At 70.9% G+C, this 13,489-nt stretch carries 17 protein-coding genes; 1 reads left to right on the forward strand and 16 read right to left on the reverse strand.

Features of this window, described 5'->3' with window-relative positions:
- Positions 1–9 precede the first annotated feature (9 nt).
- Genes CEK66_RS10595 through CEK66_RS10605 form a run of 3 tightly spaced genes read right to left on the reverse strand, consistent with a single transcriptional unit; the run spans position 10 to position 2,287 of the window.
- Positions 10–342 carry a DUF3325 domain-containing protein gene (locus CEK66_RS10595; protein WP_152236886.1) on the reverse strand — a complete coding sequence of 111 codons (333 nt, stop codon included), beginning with the start codon at positions 340–342 and terminating at the stop codon, positions 10–12.
- Positions 339–1,955 carry a PepSY-associated TM helix domain-containing protein gene (locus CEK66_RS10600; protein ID WP_152236887.1) on the reverse strand — a complete coding sequence of 539 codons (1,617 nt, stop codon included), beginning with the start codon at positions 1,953–1,955 and terminating at the stop codon, positions 339–341. Before CEK66_RS10600 ends, CEK66_RS10595 begins: the two co-directional genes overlap by 4 nt.
- Positions 1,952–2,287 (reverse strand): DUF3649 domain-containing protein, encoded by a 336-nt coding sequence (locus CEK66_RS10605; RefSeq protein WP_226977834.1) that lies wholly within the window; start codon positions 2,285–2,287, stop codon positions 1,952–1,954. The genes CEK66_RS10600 and CEK66_RS10605 overlap by 4 nt, the downstream gene beginning before the upstream one ends.
- Positions 2,288–2,602: 315 nt before the next feature.
- Here CEK66_RS10605 and CEK66_RS10610 point away from each other — a divergent pair, with 315 nt between their 5' ends.
- A complete protein-coding gene (locus tag CEK66_RS10610; RefSeq protein ID WP_152236888.1) occupies positions 2,603–2,962 on the forward strand; it encodes a response regulator in 360 nt (119 codons plus the stop codon).
- Positions 2,963–2,999: 37 nt separating this feature from the next.
- Here CEK66_RS10610 and CEK66_RS10615 read toward each other — a convergent pair whose 3' ends face one another.
- The 13 genes from CEK66_RS10615 to CEK66_RS10675 form a co-directional block, all read right to left on the reverse strand.
- Positions 3,000–3,653, reverse strand: a complete 654-nt coding sequence (locus CEK66_RS10615) for a tetratricopeptide repeat protein (RefSeq protein ID WP_152236889.1) — start codon at positions 3,651–3,653, stop codon at positions 3,000–3,002.
- Positions 3,650–4,120, reverse strand: coding sequence for a cytochrome c-type biogenesis protein (locus CEK66_RS10620; protein ID WP_152236890.1), 471 nt, complete (start codon positions 4,118–4,120; stop codon positions 3,650–3,652). The genes CEK66_RS10615 and CEK66_RS10620 overlap by 4 nt, the downstream gene beginning before the upstream one ends.
- A complete protein-coding gene (locus CEK66_RS10625; RefSeq protein ID WP_152236891.1) occupies positions 4,117–4,659 on the reverse strand; it encodes a DsbE family thiol:disulfide interchange protein in 543 nt (180 codons plus the stop codon). The genes CEK66_RS10620 and CEK66_RS10625 overlap by 4 nt, the downstream gene beginning before the upstream one ends.
- Positions 4,656–6,626, reverse strand: coding sequence for a heme lyase CcmF/NrfE family subunit (locus CEK66_RS10630; RefSeq protein WP_152236892.1), 1,971 nt, complete (start codon positions 6,624–6,626; stop codon positions 4,656–4,658). Before CEK66_RS10630 ends, CEK66_RS10625 begins: the two co-directional genes overlap by 4 nt.
- Positions 6,627–6,663: 37 nt before the next feature.
- Positions 6,664–7,143 (reverse strand): cytochrome c maturation protein CcmE, encoded by a 480-nt coding sequence (ccmE, locus tag CEK66_RS10635; protein ID WP_017914417.1) that lies wholly within the window; start codon positions 7,141–7,143, stop codon positions 6,664–6,666.
- A complete protein-coding gene (ccmD, locus tag CEK66_RS10640) occupies positions 7,127–7,339 on the reverse strand; it encodes a heme exporter protein CcmD (RefSeq protein WP_152236893.1) in 213 nt (70 codons plus the stop codon). The genes ccmE and ccmD overlap by 17 nt, the downstream gene beginning before the upstream one ends.
- Positions 7,336–8,142 carry a heme ABC transporter permease gene (locus tag CEK66_RS10645; protein WP_152236894.1) on the reverse strand — a complete coding sequence of 269 codons (807 nt, stop codon included), beginning with the start codon at positions 8,140–8,142 and terminating at the stop codon, positions 7,336–7,338. Before CEK66_RS10645 ends, ccmD begins: the two co-directional genes overlap by 4 nt.
- Before the next feature lie 8 nt (positions 8,143–8,150).
- Entirely contained in the window at positions 8,151–9,479 is a 1,329-nt protein-coding gene (locus CEK66_RS10650) for a S8 family serine peptidase (RefSeq protein ID WP_152236895.1), read from the reverse strand.
- Complete coding sequence (locus tag CEK66_RS10655) at positions 9,476–10,117, reverse strand: zf-HC2 domain-containing protein (protein ID WP_150409100.1); 642 nt, start codon at positions 10,115–10,117, stop codon at positions 9,476–9,478. The genes CEK66_RS10650 and CEK66_RS10655 overlap by 4 nt, the downstream gene beginning before the upstream one ends.
- The gene (locus tag CEK66_RS10660; protein WP_017913785.1) at positions 10,117–10,698 is read right to left on the reverse strand and encodes a sigma-70 family RNA polymerase sigma factor; all 582 of its coding nucleotides are present in this window, start codon (positions 10,696–10,698) and stop codon (positions 10,117–10,119) included. Before CEK66_RS10660 ends, CEK66_RS10655 begins: the two co-directional genes overlap by 1 nt.
- A gap of 63 nt (positions 10,699–10,761) precedes the next feature.
- Entirely contained in the window at positions 10,762–11,337 is a 576-nt protein-coding gene (locus tag CEK66_RS10665) for a hypothetical protein (RefSeq protein ID WP_226978572.1), read from the reverse strand.
- 310 nt (positions 11,338–11,647) lie between these two features.
- The gene (locus CEK66_RS10670) at positions 11,648–12,043 is read right to left on the reverse strand and encodes a c-type cytochrome (RefSeq protein ID WP_017916196.1); all 396 of its coding nucleotides are present in this window, start codon (positions 12,041–12,043) and stop codon (positions 11,648–11,650) included.
- Positions 12,044–12,066: 23 nt separating this feature from the next.
- Positions 12,067–13,431, reverse strand: a complete 1,365-nt coding sequence (locus CEK66_RS10675; RefSeq protein WP_152236896.1) for a cytochrome C — start codon at positions 13,429–13,431, stop codon at positions 12,067–12,069.
- Between the last annotated feature and the right edge of the window lie 58 nt (positions 13,432–13,489).

The raw sequence follows: 13,489 nt of genomic DNA on the forward strand, positions 1-13,489 counted from the left end.
GGCGCGCGCTTATCCCAACAACGCGGCGCCCACGCCCAGCGGCGGCGCCAGCAACGCCAACGGCACGATCAGCCGCGGCCGGTACGGCAGCAGGCCCAGGGTCAGCAGCGCCGCGCTGGCGCTGAGCGAGCCCACCCACAGCACCGGGCCGATGCCCCAGCCCCGCGCGGCCACGCAGCAGGCGAACGCCGTGCCCAGCAGCAGCCAGCCGGCGGCCTGCAGTTGCCGCATCCGCGGCGCGGCGGCGCGGCGTGCGCCGTACAGGTCGAGCTGGTGTTTCTCCATGCCCAGGCACAGCGCAACGAAACCGGAGAAGGCCAGGCACAGGCTGAGCACGGTCATGCGCCCTCCGTGGCCAGGACCGGCTTGCCGGATCCGCCGCGGGCGCGGGTGCGGCGTTCGGCCGCCGACAGCGGCGGTTGCCAGCGCTGCATGCGCCGCGCGGCCAGCGCCAGCGCGATACCGAGGAACAGGCAGACCAGGTCGAATCCGGCCAGCGCCCAGTCGCCGGCCAGCAAGCTCACCCCCAGGTGCGCATCGGTGGTGACGGCGTTGAGCAGCGGCAGCAGGCCGAACAGTGCCGCGCCCGCGTACAGTTGCCAGGCCCACATCGCGCGCTTCGGCCACACCTGTGCGGCGACCAGGGCCGCGGCCCAGGCCAGGAAGAACACCGCCGCTTCGCTTTCCGGGCGCGATTCCAGGTGCAGCGGCAGCAGCCGGTTGCCCCAGAAATAGGCGGCGAAGGCGATCGGCAGCCCGGCCACGGTGCCGATGTTGAGCGCGTCGACCAGGCGCAGGCCCAGGCCGATGCGGCCGGCCTTGGCGTGCTTGGGCCGCTCCTTGACCGCCCACAGGATCGCGCCGCTGGCCACCATCAGGCAGCCGAGCAGGCCGCAGCCGAAGAACAGCCAGCGCAGCCAGGGACCGGCGAAGTGCGCCAGGTGCAGGCCGTACAGGGTGCTGCGGGTTTCCGCGGCGGCGCCGAGTTCGCCGCTGCGGCCGAGGATCTGCCCGCTTGCCGCGTCCAGCAGCAGCGACGGTGTGCTGTAGCCCAGGCGTTGGCCGTCGCCCTGGCGGATCTGGATGGCCGCGGCGGCGTCGCCGGCGTTGTACACGGAGAAGCCGGCGATCGGCGCCTGCGCGCCCCATTCGCGGCGGGCCACGTCCAGCAGTTGCGCGATCGGCAGCATGTGCCCCGGCGTGCCGCTGGCCTCGCGCAGGTTCTGCGGCTCCTGGAAGGCCTCGGCGTAGAACGCCTGCTCGGCGTCCGGATAGGCGGTCTGGATGCCCCAGGGCAGGTACATCAGCATCAGCGTGACCAGCCCGGTGTAGGTGATCATCGCGTGGTAGGGCAGGGCGAGCACCGCGCTGGCATTGTGGAAGTCCAGCCACGAGCGCTGGCCCTTGGCCGGGCGGAAGGTGAAGAAGTCCTTGAAGATCTTCTTGTGGGTGATCACGCCGCTGATGATCGCCACCAGCATGAACATCGCGCAGAAGCCGACGATGTAGCGCGCCCACAGCGCCGGGATGTAGTGCAGGTCGAAGTGCAGGCGGTAGAAGAAGTCGCCGCCGCGGGTCTCGCGGGTCTGGCTGGCCTCGCCGCTGACCGGGTCGAGCAGTGCGTTGCCGAACAGTTCCTTGCGGCTCGGGCGGCTGCCGTCGGCCGGCGGCGGATTGCGCCAGAACAGGTCGGTGAACGGCGCGCGCGGGTTGGCCAGCGACACGAACCATTGCGGCGACCGTGGCGCCTCGCGCTGCAGCAGCGCCACCGCGCGGGCGGCGACCACGTCGGTGCTCGGCTGCGCACGCGGCAGTTCCGGACGCATCCACCGACTGATCTCGTTGCGGAAATAGCTGGCGGTGCCGGCCATGAAGATCAGCAGCAGCACCCACGACACCAGCAGGCCGCTCCAGGTGTGCAGCCAGGCCATCGATTGGCGGAATCCCTGCTTCATGGCGCGTGCTGCTGCAGCCAGGCGATGGCCAGCGCCATCGGCGCCAGCAGCGCGGCGATACCCAGCCAGGCGCGCCCGGCGCTGCGCGCGGCGAACGCCCACAGCGCGGTGCAGGCGCAGACCAGGATGCCCAGCATCATGCCGCTCAACACCGCCTGCGCACGCACCGATGGCCACAGCATCGGCAGCAGCACGGAGGTGGCCGCGGCCAGCGCATAGCCGCCGACGATCGCGGCCAGGGTCCGCGCCAGCACGCGCAGCCAGGGCGGCCAGGTGCGCCCTGGCGGCTTGGCCGAAGCGTCAAGATCGCGAAGCGAAGTGGAAGAAGACATGCAGGCCCGTGGTAAAGGCACCGGCTGGGCAGCGAGGCAGCGCGTGGCGACGGTGGTGGATGGCAGTTTGTTAATGATACTCATTCTTATTATTGCGGCGCAAATGTGGAGTGAACACCGTCCCGGTAGCGAATGCGGCAACACAGAGGTCGCGGTACGCCGCCGGGCAGGGATGCATCGTTGCGTGTCCCGTGATCGCGCCTCGTTGATGCGCACGTGCGGCGCATATGCACGGGCGACCAGCCAGTTGACGATGGCGGTGTCCGCCGGACTTCTGCACCATCGACAACGCCATTTACCAAACGGGTGCATGTCATGAAAATTTTGATAGTCGGTGAAAACCGAACGATGCGGCGCATCACTCGCCATCTATTGCGCCAGCTCGGCTACGAGGACGTGGTGGAAGTGAGCGATGGCGAGGCAGCGCTGGCAGCAATGCGCGCGCAACGGATTGATTTGGTCATTGCCGACGCAAATACGGAGCCGATGAGCGGCCTAGAGTTGTTGCAGTGGGTTCGCTACGACGCAGGACTGAAAGACACGCCGTTCGTGATGCTAGTAATGGACGATCGCAGCGAGAAAATTATCTCAATCCGCGAGGCCGGAGTGAGCGCGTACCTCGTCAGGCCGTTCACGGCGGACACGTTGAAGCAGACCCTGGACTATTTCGTTTGAACGGACCGCCGGCGTCCATTCGGTCGATGCGACGATTTCAACGCGGCTCGGTGCTAGCCGCTGGGACGGGCGTGGTGACCATCGCTTCTGCAGCGGCGATCTTCTGCGTCACCGCCTCGCGCAGTGGCGACGACGCCGGCAGCAAGGTCGACAGATGGTGCCAGTCGCCGGCTGCATCGGCATAGCGCTGCTGCTGGAAGGCGGCGATGCCACGCATCCATAGGGCGCGCTGGTTGTCCGGCTGCTGCGCCAGCACCCGGTCGAGCATGGCGCGTGCGGCGCTGCCCACCGTGAGATCGGCGCGTTGCGCCATGTCGGTCTCGGCCCAGCCGAGCAGGGCCTCGACGTTGTCCGGGGCGATCCGCAGCGCCTGCGCATAGGCCTGCTGCGCTTCGTGCGGGCGCTGCGCCTGTTGCGCATCCCAGGCCTGCTGCAGCCAGCCTTGCAGCAGTTGCGCGGTCTGGTCCGGCGCGGGCGGCGGCAGCGGTTGCAGCGGGACGCCGGCCAGGGCCGTAGGTGTGCCGACGCGCCAGTACAGGCCGGCACCCAGCAATGGCAGCAGCAGCGCAAGCAGCAGCGCGACGCCGCGTTGCCGACCTGCGCCGGAACGCTGGACGAGCAACGGGCGCAACACCGCGAACAGGGCGATGCCCAGCATCGCGGCGGCGGAGAGCAGAAAGCCGGGCGTCACCAGGCGTCCTCCGCTTCCGTCGTGACGGCGCCAAGGGCGCGGCGGCGATGCCGCAGCGTCGCCAGCACCATCGCGGCACCACCCAGCAGCAACAGCGCCGGCCCGAACCACAGCAGCCAGGTGCCCGGCGCCAGCGGCGGGTCGTACAGCACGAAGGCCGAATAGCGATCGACCATGTACTGCTTGATCTGCGCATCGCTGCGCCCGGCCTGCAGTTGCGCGAACACCTGGTGGCGCAGGTCGCGCGCCAGCGTCGCGTCGGAGTCGGCCAGGTTCTCGTTCTGGCACACCAGGCAGCGCAACTGCGCGGTCAGGTGCTGGAAGCGCTGTTCCTGCGCGCGGTCCTTGAACGGGAGTGGGTCCACTGCCTGGGCGAAGGCCGGCAATGCACCGCCCAATAGCCACAGCAGCACCAACAGCCGCCACCACGGCGTGCGCCTGCGCGTCCGTGCGACCAGCACGCTCATCGACGTGCTCCGTCGAGCGCGGCAATCGCCGGACGCAGTTCGTCGGCCAGCACCTGCGGCGTCAGTACGCCGACGTGCTTGTAGCGGACCACGCCGTCGGAATCGATCAGGAAGGTTTCCGGCGCACCGTACACGCCCAGGTCGATTGCCCGCTGGCCATCGGCGTCCACCAGCACCAGCGCGTACGGATTGCCGCGCTCCGCCAGCCAGGCGGCGGTGTCGTGCGGCGCGTCGCGGTAGGCGTAGCCGACCAGGGGCACACCCAGTTGCCGGGCCTGTGCAATAAGCAGCGGATGCTCCTCGCTGCAGGCCATGCACCAACTGCCGAACACGTTGAGCAGATACGGGCGGCCGCGCAGTTCCTGGCTGCCGCTGCGCAGGTCCGGGCGGTCCAGGCGCGGCAGCGCGAACGCCGGCACCGGCTTGCCCAGCAGCGGCGAAGGGACCTCGCGCGGGTCGTGGCTGCGGCTCCACCAGAGGCCGAATCCGAATAGCGCGGCCAGCAGCGCGAACGCGGCCAGCGGCAGCAGCCGGCTCATGGCGCGGCTCCGGCGAGCGCGGCCGGCGCGGTAGCGCTTGTCGCAGCCGGCTGCGCACGCAAGCGGCGCGCGCCGGCGCTGACGAAACCGCCGAGCATCATCAGCAGGCCGCCGGCCCAGATCCAGCGGATGAAGGGCTTGTCGTACAGGCGCAGGGTCCAGCCGTATTCGATGTGCTGGTCGTCGACCGGCTCGCCGAGCGCGACATACAGGTCGCGCAGCACGCCGGCGTCGATCGCTGCCTCGGTCTGGATGCGTTCGCTGCTGTACAGACGCTTCTGCGGGTGCAGCACCGCCACGACGGCGCCGTCGTGCAGCACGCTCACCGTGCCTTGTTCGGCCTTCCAGTTGGGGCCATCGATCAACTGCACGCCATCGAAGCGAAAGCTGTGCGCGCCGATCTGCGCGCTCTGGCCGGGATCCAGGCGCACGTCACGTTCCACCGACAGGCTGTCCGACAGCAGCACACCGGCCACGAACACCGCGACCCCGGCATGCGCCAGCAGCATGCCGGCCAGTTCGGCGGGGAAGCGGCGGCCACGCGGCGCGCTGCGCCAGCGGGTCAGCGCATAAAGGGCAGTGCCGACGCCAACCCAGGCCGCGGCGGCGACGCCGGCCACCGCGCGCAGCGTGCCTGCGCTCAGCAGCCACGCCAGCAGCGCGCAGGCCAGTGCGGCCAGCCCGGCGCGCGCGGCCACCGCGCGCAGTGCGCCAGGTTCGGTGCGGCCCCAGCGCAGGTAGGGACCGAACGGCAACAGCAGCACCACCGGCAGCATCAGCAGCGGGAACAGCAGGCCGAAGTAGGGCGGCCCCACTGAAATCTTGCCCAGCCGCAGCGCATCGCCGAGCAGCGGGAACAGCGTGCCCAGCAGCACCATCGCCGCGGCCACGCTGAGCATCAGATTGCCGACCAGGATCGCGGTCTCCCGCGACAGCGCGGCGAACGGCTTGCCGGCGGCCAGGCGCGGCGCACGCAGCGCGTACAGCAGCAGCGAGCCGCCGACCACCAGTACCAGGAAGCCGAGGATGTACAGGCCGCGGCGCGGGTCGGCGGCGAAGGCGTGCACCGAAGTCAGCACGCCCGAGCGCACCAGAAAAGTACCCAGCAACGACAGCGAGAACGCCAGGATCGACAGCAGCAGGGTCCAGGCGCCGAGCGCGCCGCGTTTCTCGGTGACCGCCTGGGTGTGGATCAGCGCGGCGCCGACCAGCCAGGGCATGAAGCTGGCGTTCTCCACCGGGTCCCAGAACCACCAGCCGCCCCAGCCCAGCTCGGCATAGGCCCACCAGCTGCCGGCGACGATGCCGGCGCTGAGGAAGCCCCAGGCGACGTTGGTCCACGGCCGCGCCCAGCGCACCCAGGCCTGCTGTTGCTCGCCGCCGAGCAGGGCGGCGATGGCGAAGGCGAAGGCCACCGAGAAGCCGACATAGCCGGTGTACAGCACCGGCGGATGCAGCACCATGCCCGGGTCCTGCAGCACCGGATTGAGCTCGCTGCCGTCGCGCGGCATCGGTGAGAGCCGCACGAACGGATTGGAGGTGAACAGGACGAAGGCCAGGAAGCCGCTGGAGATCAGCCCGAGCACGCCGAGTACGCGCGCGGCGAACGCCTCCGGCAAATGCCGGCCGCTGCGCGCCAGCGCCACCGTCCACAGGTTGAGGATGGCGATCCACAGCAGCAGCGAGCCTTCGTGCGCGCCCCACACCGCGGCCAGCCGGTAGTACCAGGGCTGCGCCAGGTTGGCGTTGGCGGCGACGTAGCGCACCGAGAAATCCAGTTGCAGCAACACGTAGCCGAGCAGGCCGAAGGCCAGCCAGGCGAAGCCGGCCTGGGCGTAGGCGGCCGGCCGCGCCACCGCCATCCAGGCGCGCTGGCCGCGCCAGGCACCGAGCAGCGGCAATACGGCCTGCACCAATGCCAGCAGCAGGGCCAGGATCAGCGCGCACTGGCCGAGTTCGGCGCTCATCGCGCGTCGTTCCCGGCGCGGTGTGGCGCGCTCGGCCTCATGGCCGTGCCGTCGCTGCAGCTGCCGCCGCGGTGTTGCCGACGTGGGCGCGCTCGGCATGCGCCTGCGCCATCGCGTCCTTCAGTTCCTGCGGCATGTAGGTCTCGTCGTGCTTGGCCAGCACTTCGGTGGCCACGAAGCGCGCGCCCTGCATCGAGCCGGTGGCGATCACCGCCTGGTTGTCGCGGAACAGGTCGGGCAGGATGCCGGTGTAGGCCACGGCGGTGGCGCCGGCCTTGTCGATCACGGTGAACTGCACCTGCAGCGCATCGGCGCTGCGCGTGATCGAGCCGGCCTTGACCATGCCGCCGAGCCGGAACACCCGGTAGTCCCTGGCCGCGCCGGCCTGCACCTGGCTGGGCGTGAACAGGTAGCTGACGTTGTGCTGCAGGGCCAGCACGAACAGGCCGGTGGCCAGCGCCGCGGCGCCGAGCAACAGCAGCACCAGCAGCAGGCGGCGCTTACGGGTGGGATGCATCGCGCGCTCCGTTGGTCGCAACGTTGCCGCGGGCACGGCGTGCCTGTTCGCGCGCCACTTGCGCACGGATGCCGGCGAGCAGGCGGCGCTGGCGGCGGCGCGGCAGCACGCTGTCCAGAATCAGCACCAGCAAGGCCAGTGCGTACGCGCTCCACACGTAGACGGCGTAGCCGCCCATCGCCCAGAACCCGCTCATGCCGCGTGTTCCGCAGGCAGCGGCACGACATCGGCGGGCGTCGCCGGCACCGGCGCGGCCTGCAACGCGATCGCACGCACCCAGGCCTTGCCGCGCTCCAGCGCCAGCAGGTCGGTGCGCATGCGCCCGCACAGGCTGGCGACGTAGTAGCACTTGCTGGCGACCACGCCGGTCAGCAGCGGCCACAGCATCGACAGCGGCATCGTCGACGGGCCGAGCACGCGCACCGTCGAGCCCTGGTGCAAGGTGTTCCACCACACCACCGAGTAATGCACGATCGGCAGGTTGATCAGCCCGACCAGCGCCAGCAGCGCGGCGGCGCGCGCGCCCTGGCGCGGATCGTCGATGGCACGGTGCAGGCCGATCACGCCCAGATACAGGAACAGCAGCACCAGTTCCGAGGTCAGCCGCGCGTCCCAGGTCCACCAGGTGCCCCACATCGGCCGGCCCCACAGCGAGCCGGTGCACAGGGTGACGAAGGTGAAGGCCGCGCCGATGGGCGCCGAGGCCATGCAGGCGATTTCGGCCAGTTTCACCCGCCACACCAGCGCGACCAGGCCGGCCAGGCCCATCGCGGCGTAGACGAACAAGCTCATCCACGCGCACGGCACATGCACGAAGATGATGCGGTAGGCATCGTGCTGCTGGTAATCCGGCGGCGCCAGCACCAGCCCGCCGTAACCCGCCACGGCGCCGAGCAGCAAGGCCGCGGCCAGACTCCACGGGCGCACGGCGCCGGCCGCGCGGTAGAAGGTCGGCGGCGCGCCGAGCCGGTGCAACCAGAGCGGGATCCAGGAACGCATGGTGGCCTTCAGCGGGCGAGGGGCGCGCTGCGCGGCAACGCCTGTACCGCGGCGGCGGCGTCGACCTGCAGCAGGCCGTCGCGCGTGCGGCTGGTGCGCAGCAGCAGGTCGTGCACGCTGCGCGCGTCCAGTTGCGGCGCCAGCGCCAGCAATAGCGCGACCACGCCGCTGACGTGGGCAGTGGCCATCGACGAGCCGGAAGTGAAGTCGTAGCCGCCGTTGGGCTGGGTGGTGAGGATGTCCTCGCCCGGCGCGCTGAGCACGCCCGCCGGCGCCGGGGCGGCGGCACTGCTGCGCACCACGATCACCCCGGGAATGCCGTCGGGAAACCCGTCCAGGCGGCCGTTGGGCGGCATCGCCGCGACCACGATGCGGCCCTCGCGCAGCAGCTGTTCCAGCAGCTTGCGCAGCAGCGGGTCGGCCGGGCCGCCGAGGCTGAGATTGATGATGCGGGTGCGGGTGTCGCCGATCGCCGCCAGCGCCTTGGCCAGGGTGAAGGAGTTGCAGCCGGCGCCGGCGCCGGGGCGCTGCGGATACCAGCAGGCCTTGTACACGTCGAGCATCGCCTTCGGCGCGATGCCGACGATGCCCTGGTGGTTGTTGCTGCCGGCGGCGATGATGCCGGCGACCTCGGTGCCGTGGTGGTCGCGATTGAACGCGCCCGGGTCGGCGGCGACCAGGTCGCGGGTGTTGCGCAGGCGCCCGCGCAGGTCCGGGTGCGCGGTGTCCACGCCGGTGTCGACGATCGCCACGTCCACGCCCTGGCCCTGGCTCAGCGCCTGCGCGGTGGCCGCGTTGGTGGCGGCGAAGCCGCGCTGCATGTCCACGTAGGGATCGTTGTAGCGCAGCGGCTGCGCCGGTGCGGCCGCAGCCTGGCTGTCGGTCGAATAGGTGCCGAAGTCCTGCAGCGGCTGCGACAGCGCCACCCGGTCGTCCTTGGCCAGTTGCGCCAGCAGCGCGGCGCGGTCGCTGCCCGGCGCCGGCTCCAGCACCACGCAGTACAGCCCCAGCGCCTTGATCGGCCAGCCGGCGACCTGACGCAGGCCGTAGCGCTTGTTCAGCGCGTCCAGGGTGGCGACCGCCTGGGTGCCGGCGCCGTAGTAGCGGGCGGAGGCGTAGCCGAGCAGGTTGGAGCCGGCGTGGCGGCTCGGCGCGGCCATCGGGTTGGCCACGGCGAGGACGATCTGGCGCTGGCTGTCCAGCGCCGGCGACGGATCCAGGCTGGGCGCCTTGGCGTCCGTGGCGGGCGCCGGATCGGCGACGGCCGCCGGCGCGGCATGGGCGCAGGCGCCAAGGCCCAGGCAGGCGAGGAGCAGGCTGGCGAGACGCAGCTTCATGGCGCGGCGATCGGCTCCGCCAGGCGGATGCCGGCGGTGGCGCGCAACTGCTGCACGCTGCGCTGCGGCTGCGCCGGCGACCCGGCCTGGGTCGGCACCACGGTGTAGGCGCCGGCCGCGTTGGGGCCGCCGATCACCCGCAGCTGCAGCTTGCGCAACAGCGCGTCCCAGTCGGCCAGGGTCATGCGCGCGTCCGGCACCACCCGGATCGCGTCGGCCGCCAGCGGCTGCGCGGCATCGCTGAGGGTGCGGTAGGCGGTGCTGCGTTCGTGCTCGGCGGACAGGCGCATGCCCAGCACGCCCAGGCCAACCGCCTGCAGCAGCGCGGCGGCGACCAGCGCCCGCGTGGTCCAGCTGGCGCGGCCGCGCTGCGGCGGCGCCTGCGGAACCGGCGCGTCCAGGCGCTGCAGCAGGCGCTGCAGCCCGGCCTCGGCGTCCACCGGCACGTCGCTGGGCAGGGTCATGGCCATGCGCAGGCGGCTCTGCTGGGCGAACTCGGCGCTGCAGTGCCGGCATTTGGCCAGGTGCGCGACCAGCCACTCGTTTTCGGCTTCCGTGGCGCTGTCCTGCAGCACCCACGGCATCAGGTCCCAGGCATGCGCGCACTCGTTGCCCGGCTCGTTGAAGCCCGTTTTCATCACGCGCTCTCCGTCAGCGTGGACGCATCGCCGGCCAATCCCGGCAACACGTTGCGAAGTTTGACCCGGGCGTGGAACAACCGGGCTTTGATGGTGCCCACCGGGCACTGCATGATCGCGGCGACCTCTTCCAGCTTGTGGCCAAGGCCGTAGACCAGTTCCACCACCAGGCGCTGGTCTGCCGACAGGCGTTCCAGGCCCTTGCCCAGCCAGTCGCGCAGCTCGCGGTCCTCGTCCGGGTCGGCCGCCGCGGCGTGGTCCTCGGCGGCCACGCCGTCGTCGATGGCGTCGTCGCTGTGGTGGCGGATCGCCTTGAGCCCGCAGCGGTAGGCGATGCCCATGATCCAGGTCGAGACCTGCGAATCGCCGCGGAAGTCGCCGGCCTTCTGCCAGACGATCCAGAAGCAGTCGTTGATCGCTTCCTCGATGATGTCCGGGCGCCGGGTCAGCCGCGACAGGAACCGGCACAGGCGCCCGTGGTAGGCGCGGTACAGGCGGGTCAGCGCCTCGCGGTCGCTGGCGGCCATGCGCCGGAGCAGCATGCGGTCGGTGGCATCGCCGAGCAGGTCGGTGTCGTTCATGGGAGCAGGTGTGGCAACGGGCACCGGTATGTGCCGGGGCGGCACGGAAAGGTTGCGCTGGCCTCAGAAGCTGCGGGAGACGCTGGCCACCCACGGCCACAGGCCGCGGTCGGCATAGCCGGTGCGGGCGTTGCTGAACACACGGTCTACCTCCAGGCTCCAGCGCCCGGCGTTCCAGATCAGCCCGGCGTGGCCGTAGCGATAGTGCGCCGTGTACTCCAGTCCGTACAGGGTCGGCGGCGCCTGGCTGACGCCGGCGCCCACCGACAGCGACAGTGGGCCGGTCAGCGGCTGGTGCGCGGTCAGGTCCAGCGCCCCGTACCAGCGCTGCTGCAGGCCGCTGTCGGGCATGCGGAAGGCGGCCAGCGACAGGCTCAGGCGGTCGCGGTAGCTCCAGCCCAGGCTGATCTCGTCGCGGTTGAACAGGCGGTTGGCGCGCGCGCCGGGGTAGCGGTACAGCAGCACCTCGGCCTGCAGTTGCCAGCTGTCGGACACGGTCCAGCTGCGCGACAGGCCGAGGCTGCTCATCAGCACCGTGCCCGGCGCGTCCAGCGCCACGCTGGCCGAGCCGCTCAGCGACCAGCCTGGCGCCGGCAGCCAGAACAGCGCGCCCTGCAGGGTCGGGGTCGCGCGGGTCACGGCGATGCCGCGGTCGACCAGTTGCGAGCTGATCCCGGCGGCGCCACCGATGTCGCCGGCCTTCGCCGCCGGGGCGTGCAGGGCGGCCAGCGCCAGGGCCAGCGCCGCGCCGGCGCACGGATGCGCTGACCGCCGAGTCGCGGTGCCCGTCCTGCAACGCTGGGCGACGGCGGGTGGCCGGGACGAGGCACCGCGGACGGCAGGCAAAAAACGCACGGTGACTCGATGCTCGCAGGTCAGGAATCGGGCACGGGCGCGGCACGCTGGCCGGCCCGTCGGGCGCCGAATATGACCGGATCGGGCAGCGAGTTCAATGCAGGCTGTGCAGGTAGGCGATCAGGTCCTGCAACTGCTTGGCATCGTCCAGGCCGTCGTACTTCATCTTGCCGCCGGGCAGCGCCTTGGACGCCGGTTGCGAGAGGTAGCTGCGCAGCTTGTCGTCGCTCCAGGTCCACTGGCTCTGCTTCATCGCGTCGGAGTAGGCGTAGTCCGGCACGCTACCGGCGCGGCGCCCGGCCACGCCGAACAGGGTCGGGCCCTTCTTGTTCTTGGCCGGCGCGGCGCTGTGGCATTCGGCGCATTCGCTGGCGAACACGCCGGCGCCGGGCATGCCGCCGGCGGCCTGGGCGGACGGCGCCACCACGGCGGCCAGCGGCAGCAGGCCGGCCAGCAGGGTGCGCAGGGGGAGGGCATGGGTGCGTTTCATGGGGGAAGCTCCGTGCGGGGGAATCAGAAAGCGAGGCTCAGGCTCAGCGCGAACTGGTTGAGGTCGCGCGGGCGGGTGACCGGGGTGGCCCCGAACACGTTGCCGGTGCTGCCGTTGAACTTGCTGAAACGGAACCAGGTCGCGGACAGGCGCAGGTTGGAGATCGACGAGTAACTGTCGTCCTTGCCGAACGGTGCCCACGAGGCGCTGATCAGGTTGCTGGTGGTGTCCGGCGCGCCGTACGGGCGGTAGCGGAATGGATCGTCCGAGCCGGTGTTGATGAAGTGCGCCAGCAGCAGGCTGTAGCTCTGCTTGTAGGTGTAGTTGAGGCTGATCGACTGGTCGCGCACGCTGGCCCGGCGCGGGCCGGCCAGGGCCGGGTTGGTCGGGTCGATCAGTGCGCTGCCGTAGCGGCGGCGCTCGTAGATGTTGAGGTAGCCGAGCTTGAGGATGTGCTCGCGGGTGCCCAGGAACTGGTAGTTGAGGTCGTAGCCGAGGTCGGTGAAGTCGTCGCGCGGGCCGGTGCTGCGCGGCAGCTGCCGGCGCGTGGTCAGCGCGACCACGCCGGCGGAGAAGAACTGCCGCTTGAGGTCCTTCATGTAGCTCAGGCGCAGGTAGCCGGTGTCGCTGAGCTTGCCGGGATCGCCGCCGATGGCGTAGCCCAGATCGTCCTGGGTCGACACCGGCAAGGCGGTGTAGGTGCCGACCTCGCCGTACCAGTTGCGGTCGTACAGGCCGTAGACGCTGGTGCCGATCACCCGGTTGGACAGCGACGACTGGTTGAGCAGGGTGGTCGAACTGGCATAGGCCGAGGCCGGACCCAGGCCGGAGGCGTTGGGCAGCATGCCGATCGGATCCTGGCTGCCGGGATTGTTGTTGACGCTGACGCCGAGCAGGGTGTCCTTGCCGCCGAGCTGGAAGCTCTTGACCACCGCGCGCACGTCCACGTTGTCCAGGCGCGTGGTGTAGTCGTTCTTGCCGTTGTTGGTCCTGGCGACCTTGACGTAGCCGCCGACGTTGTCGGTGATGCGTCCGGCCAGGTACAGGTCGGCTTCGCTGAAGCGGGTGCGGCTCTCGCCGCGCGCCGGCACGCTGCGGGTGGCGGTGAGCTGCGCGGAGACCGGGATCTTGGTGCCGTTGCCGTCGCTGTCGGTGTAGCCGCCGAGCTTGAAGCGCATGCCGTACGGGGTCAGCGCCGGGCCGTAGGCGCCGATGTGGCAGTCGGCGCAGGACGAGCCGGTCTGCCGCGCGAATGCCGGCACCGCGGCCGCGCGCGGGCTCAGCACCAGCAGCAGCGAACCGAGCGCCGACCACAGCAGCGCCTGCTCGGCGCCGCGCGTCCTGTCGCTGCGGGAGAAGGTGGAGGGGGACGACGGAGCCTGATGCATGCGGAAAGTCCTTTGGCGGGCGGGTGGGGGCGGCGACGGACGCAAACGGGGAAGGAAG

The organism is Xanthomonas sp. LMG 12460 (assembly GCF_009192895.1).
GTDB classification, from domain to species: domain Bacteria; phylum Pseudomonadota; class Gammaproteobacteria; order Xanthomonadales; family Xanthomonadaceae; genus Xanthomonas_A; species Xanthomonas_A sontii.

Coding starts and splice junctions, on each gene's coding strand:
- CEK66_RS10595 (WP_152236886.1), bottom strand. CDS start 342: ATGACCGTGCTCAGCCTGTGCCTGGCCTTCTCCGGTTTCGTTGCGCTG.
- CEK66_RS10600 (WP_152236887.1), bottom strand. CDS start 1,955: ATGAAGCAGGGATTCCGCCAATCGATGGCCTGGCTGCACACCTGGAGC.
- CEK66_RS10605 (WP_226977834.1), bottom strand. CDS start 2,287: ATGTCTTCTTCCACTTCGCTTCGCGATCTTGACGCTTCGGCCAAGCCG.
- CEK66_RS10610 (WP_152236888.1), top strand. CDS start 2,603: ATGAAAATTTTGATAGTCGGTGAAAACCGAACGATGCGGCGCATCACT.
- CEK66_RS10620 (WP_152236890.1), bottom strand. CDS start 4,120: ATGAGCGTGCTGGTCGCACGGACGCGCAGGCGCACGCCGTGGTGGCGG.
- CEK66_RS10625 (WP_152236891.1), bottom strand. CDS start 4,659: ATGAGCCGGCTGCTGCCGCTGGCCGCGTTCGCGCTGCTGGCCGCGCTA.
- CEK66_RS10630 (WP_152236892.1), bottom strand. CDS start 6,626: ATGAGCGCCGAACTCGGCCAGTGCGCGCTGATCCTGGCCCTGCTGCTG.
- ccmE (WP_017914417.1), bottom strand. CDS start 7,143: ATGCATCCCACCCGTAAGCGCCGCCTGCTGCTGGTGCTGCTGTTGCTC.
- ccmD (WP_152236893.1), bottom strand. CDS start 7,339: ATGAGCGGGTTCTGGGCGATGGGCGGCTACGCCGTCTACGTGTGGAGC.
- CEK66_RS10645 (WP_152236894.1), bottom strand. CDS start 8,142: ATGCGTTCCTGGATCCCGCTCTGGTTGCACCGGCTCGGCGCGCCGCCG.
- CEK66_RS10650 (WP_152236895.1), bottom strand. CDS start 9,479: ATGAAGCTGCGTCTCGCCAGCCTGCTCCTCGCCTGCCTGGGCCTTGGC.
- CEK66_RS10655 (WP_150409100.1), bottom strand. CDS start 10,117: ATGAAAACGGGCTTCAACGAGCCGGGCAACGAGTGCGCGCATGCCTGG.
- CEK66_RS10660 (WP_017913785.1), bottom strand. CDS start 10,698: ATGAACGACACCGACCTGCTCGGCGATGCCACCGACCGCATGCTGCTC.
- CEK66_RS10670 (WP_017916196.1), bottom strand. CDS start 12,043: ATGAAACGCACCCATGCCCTCCCCCTGCGCACCCTGCTGGCCGGCCTG.
- CEK66_RS10675 (WP_152236896.1), bottom strand. CDS start 13,431: ATGCATCAGGCTCCGTCGTCCCCCTCCACCTTCTCCCGCAGCGACAGG.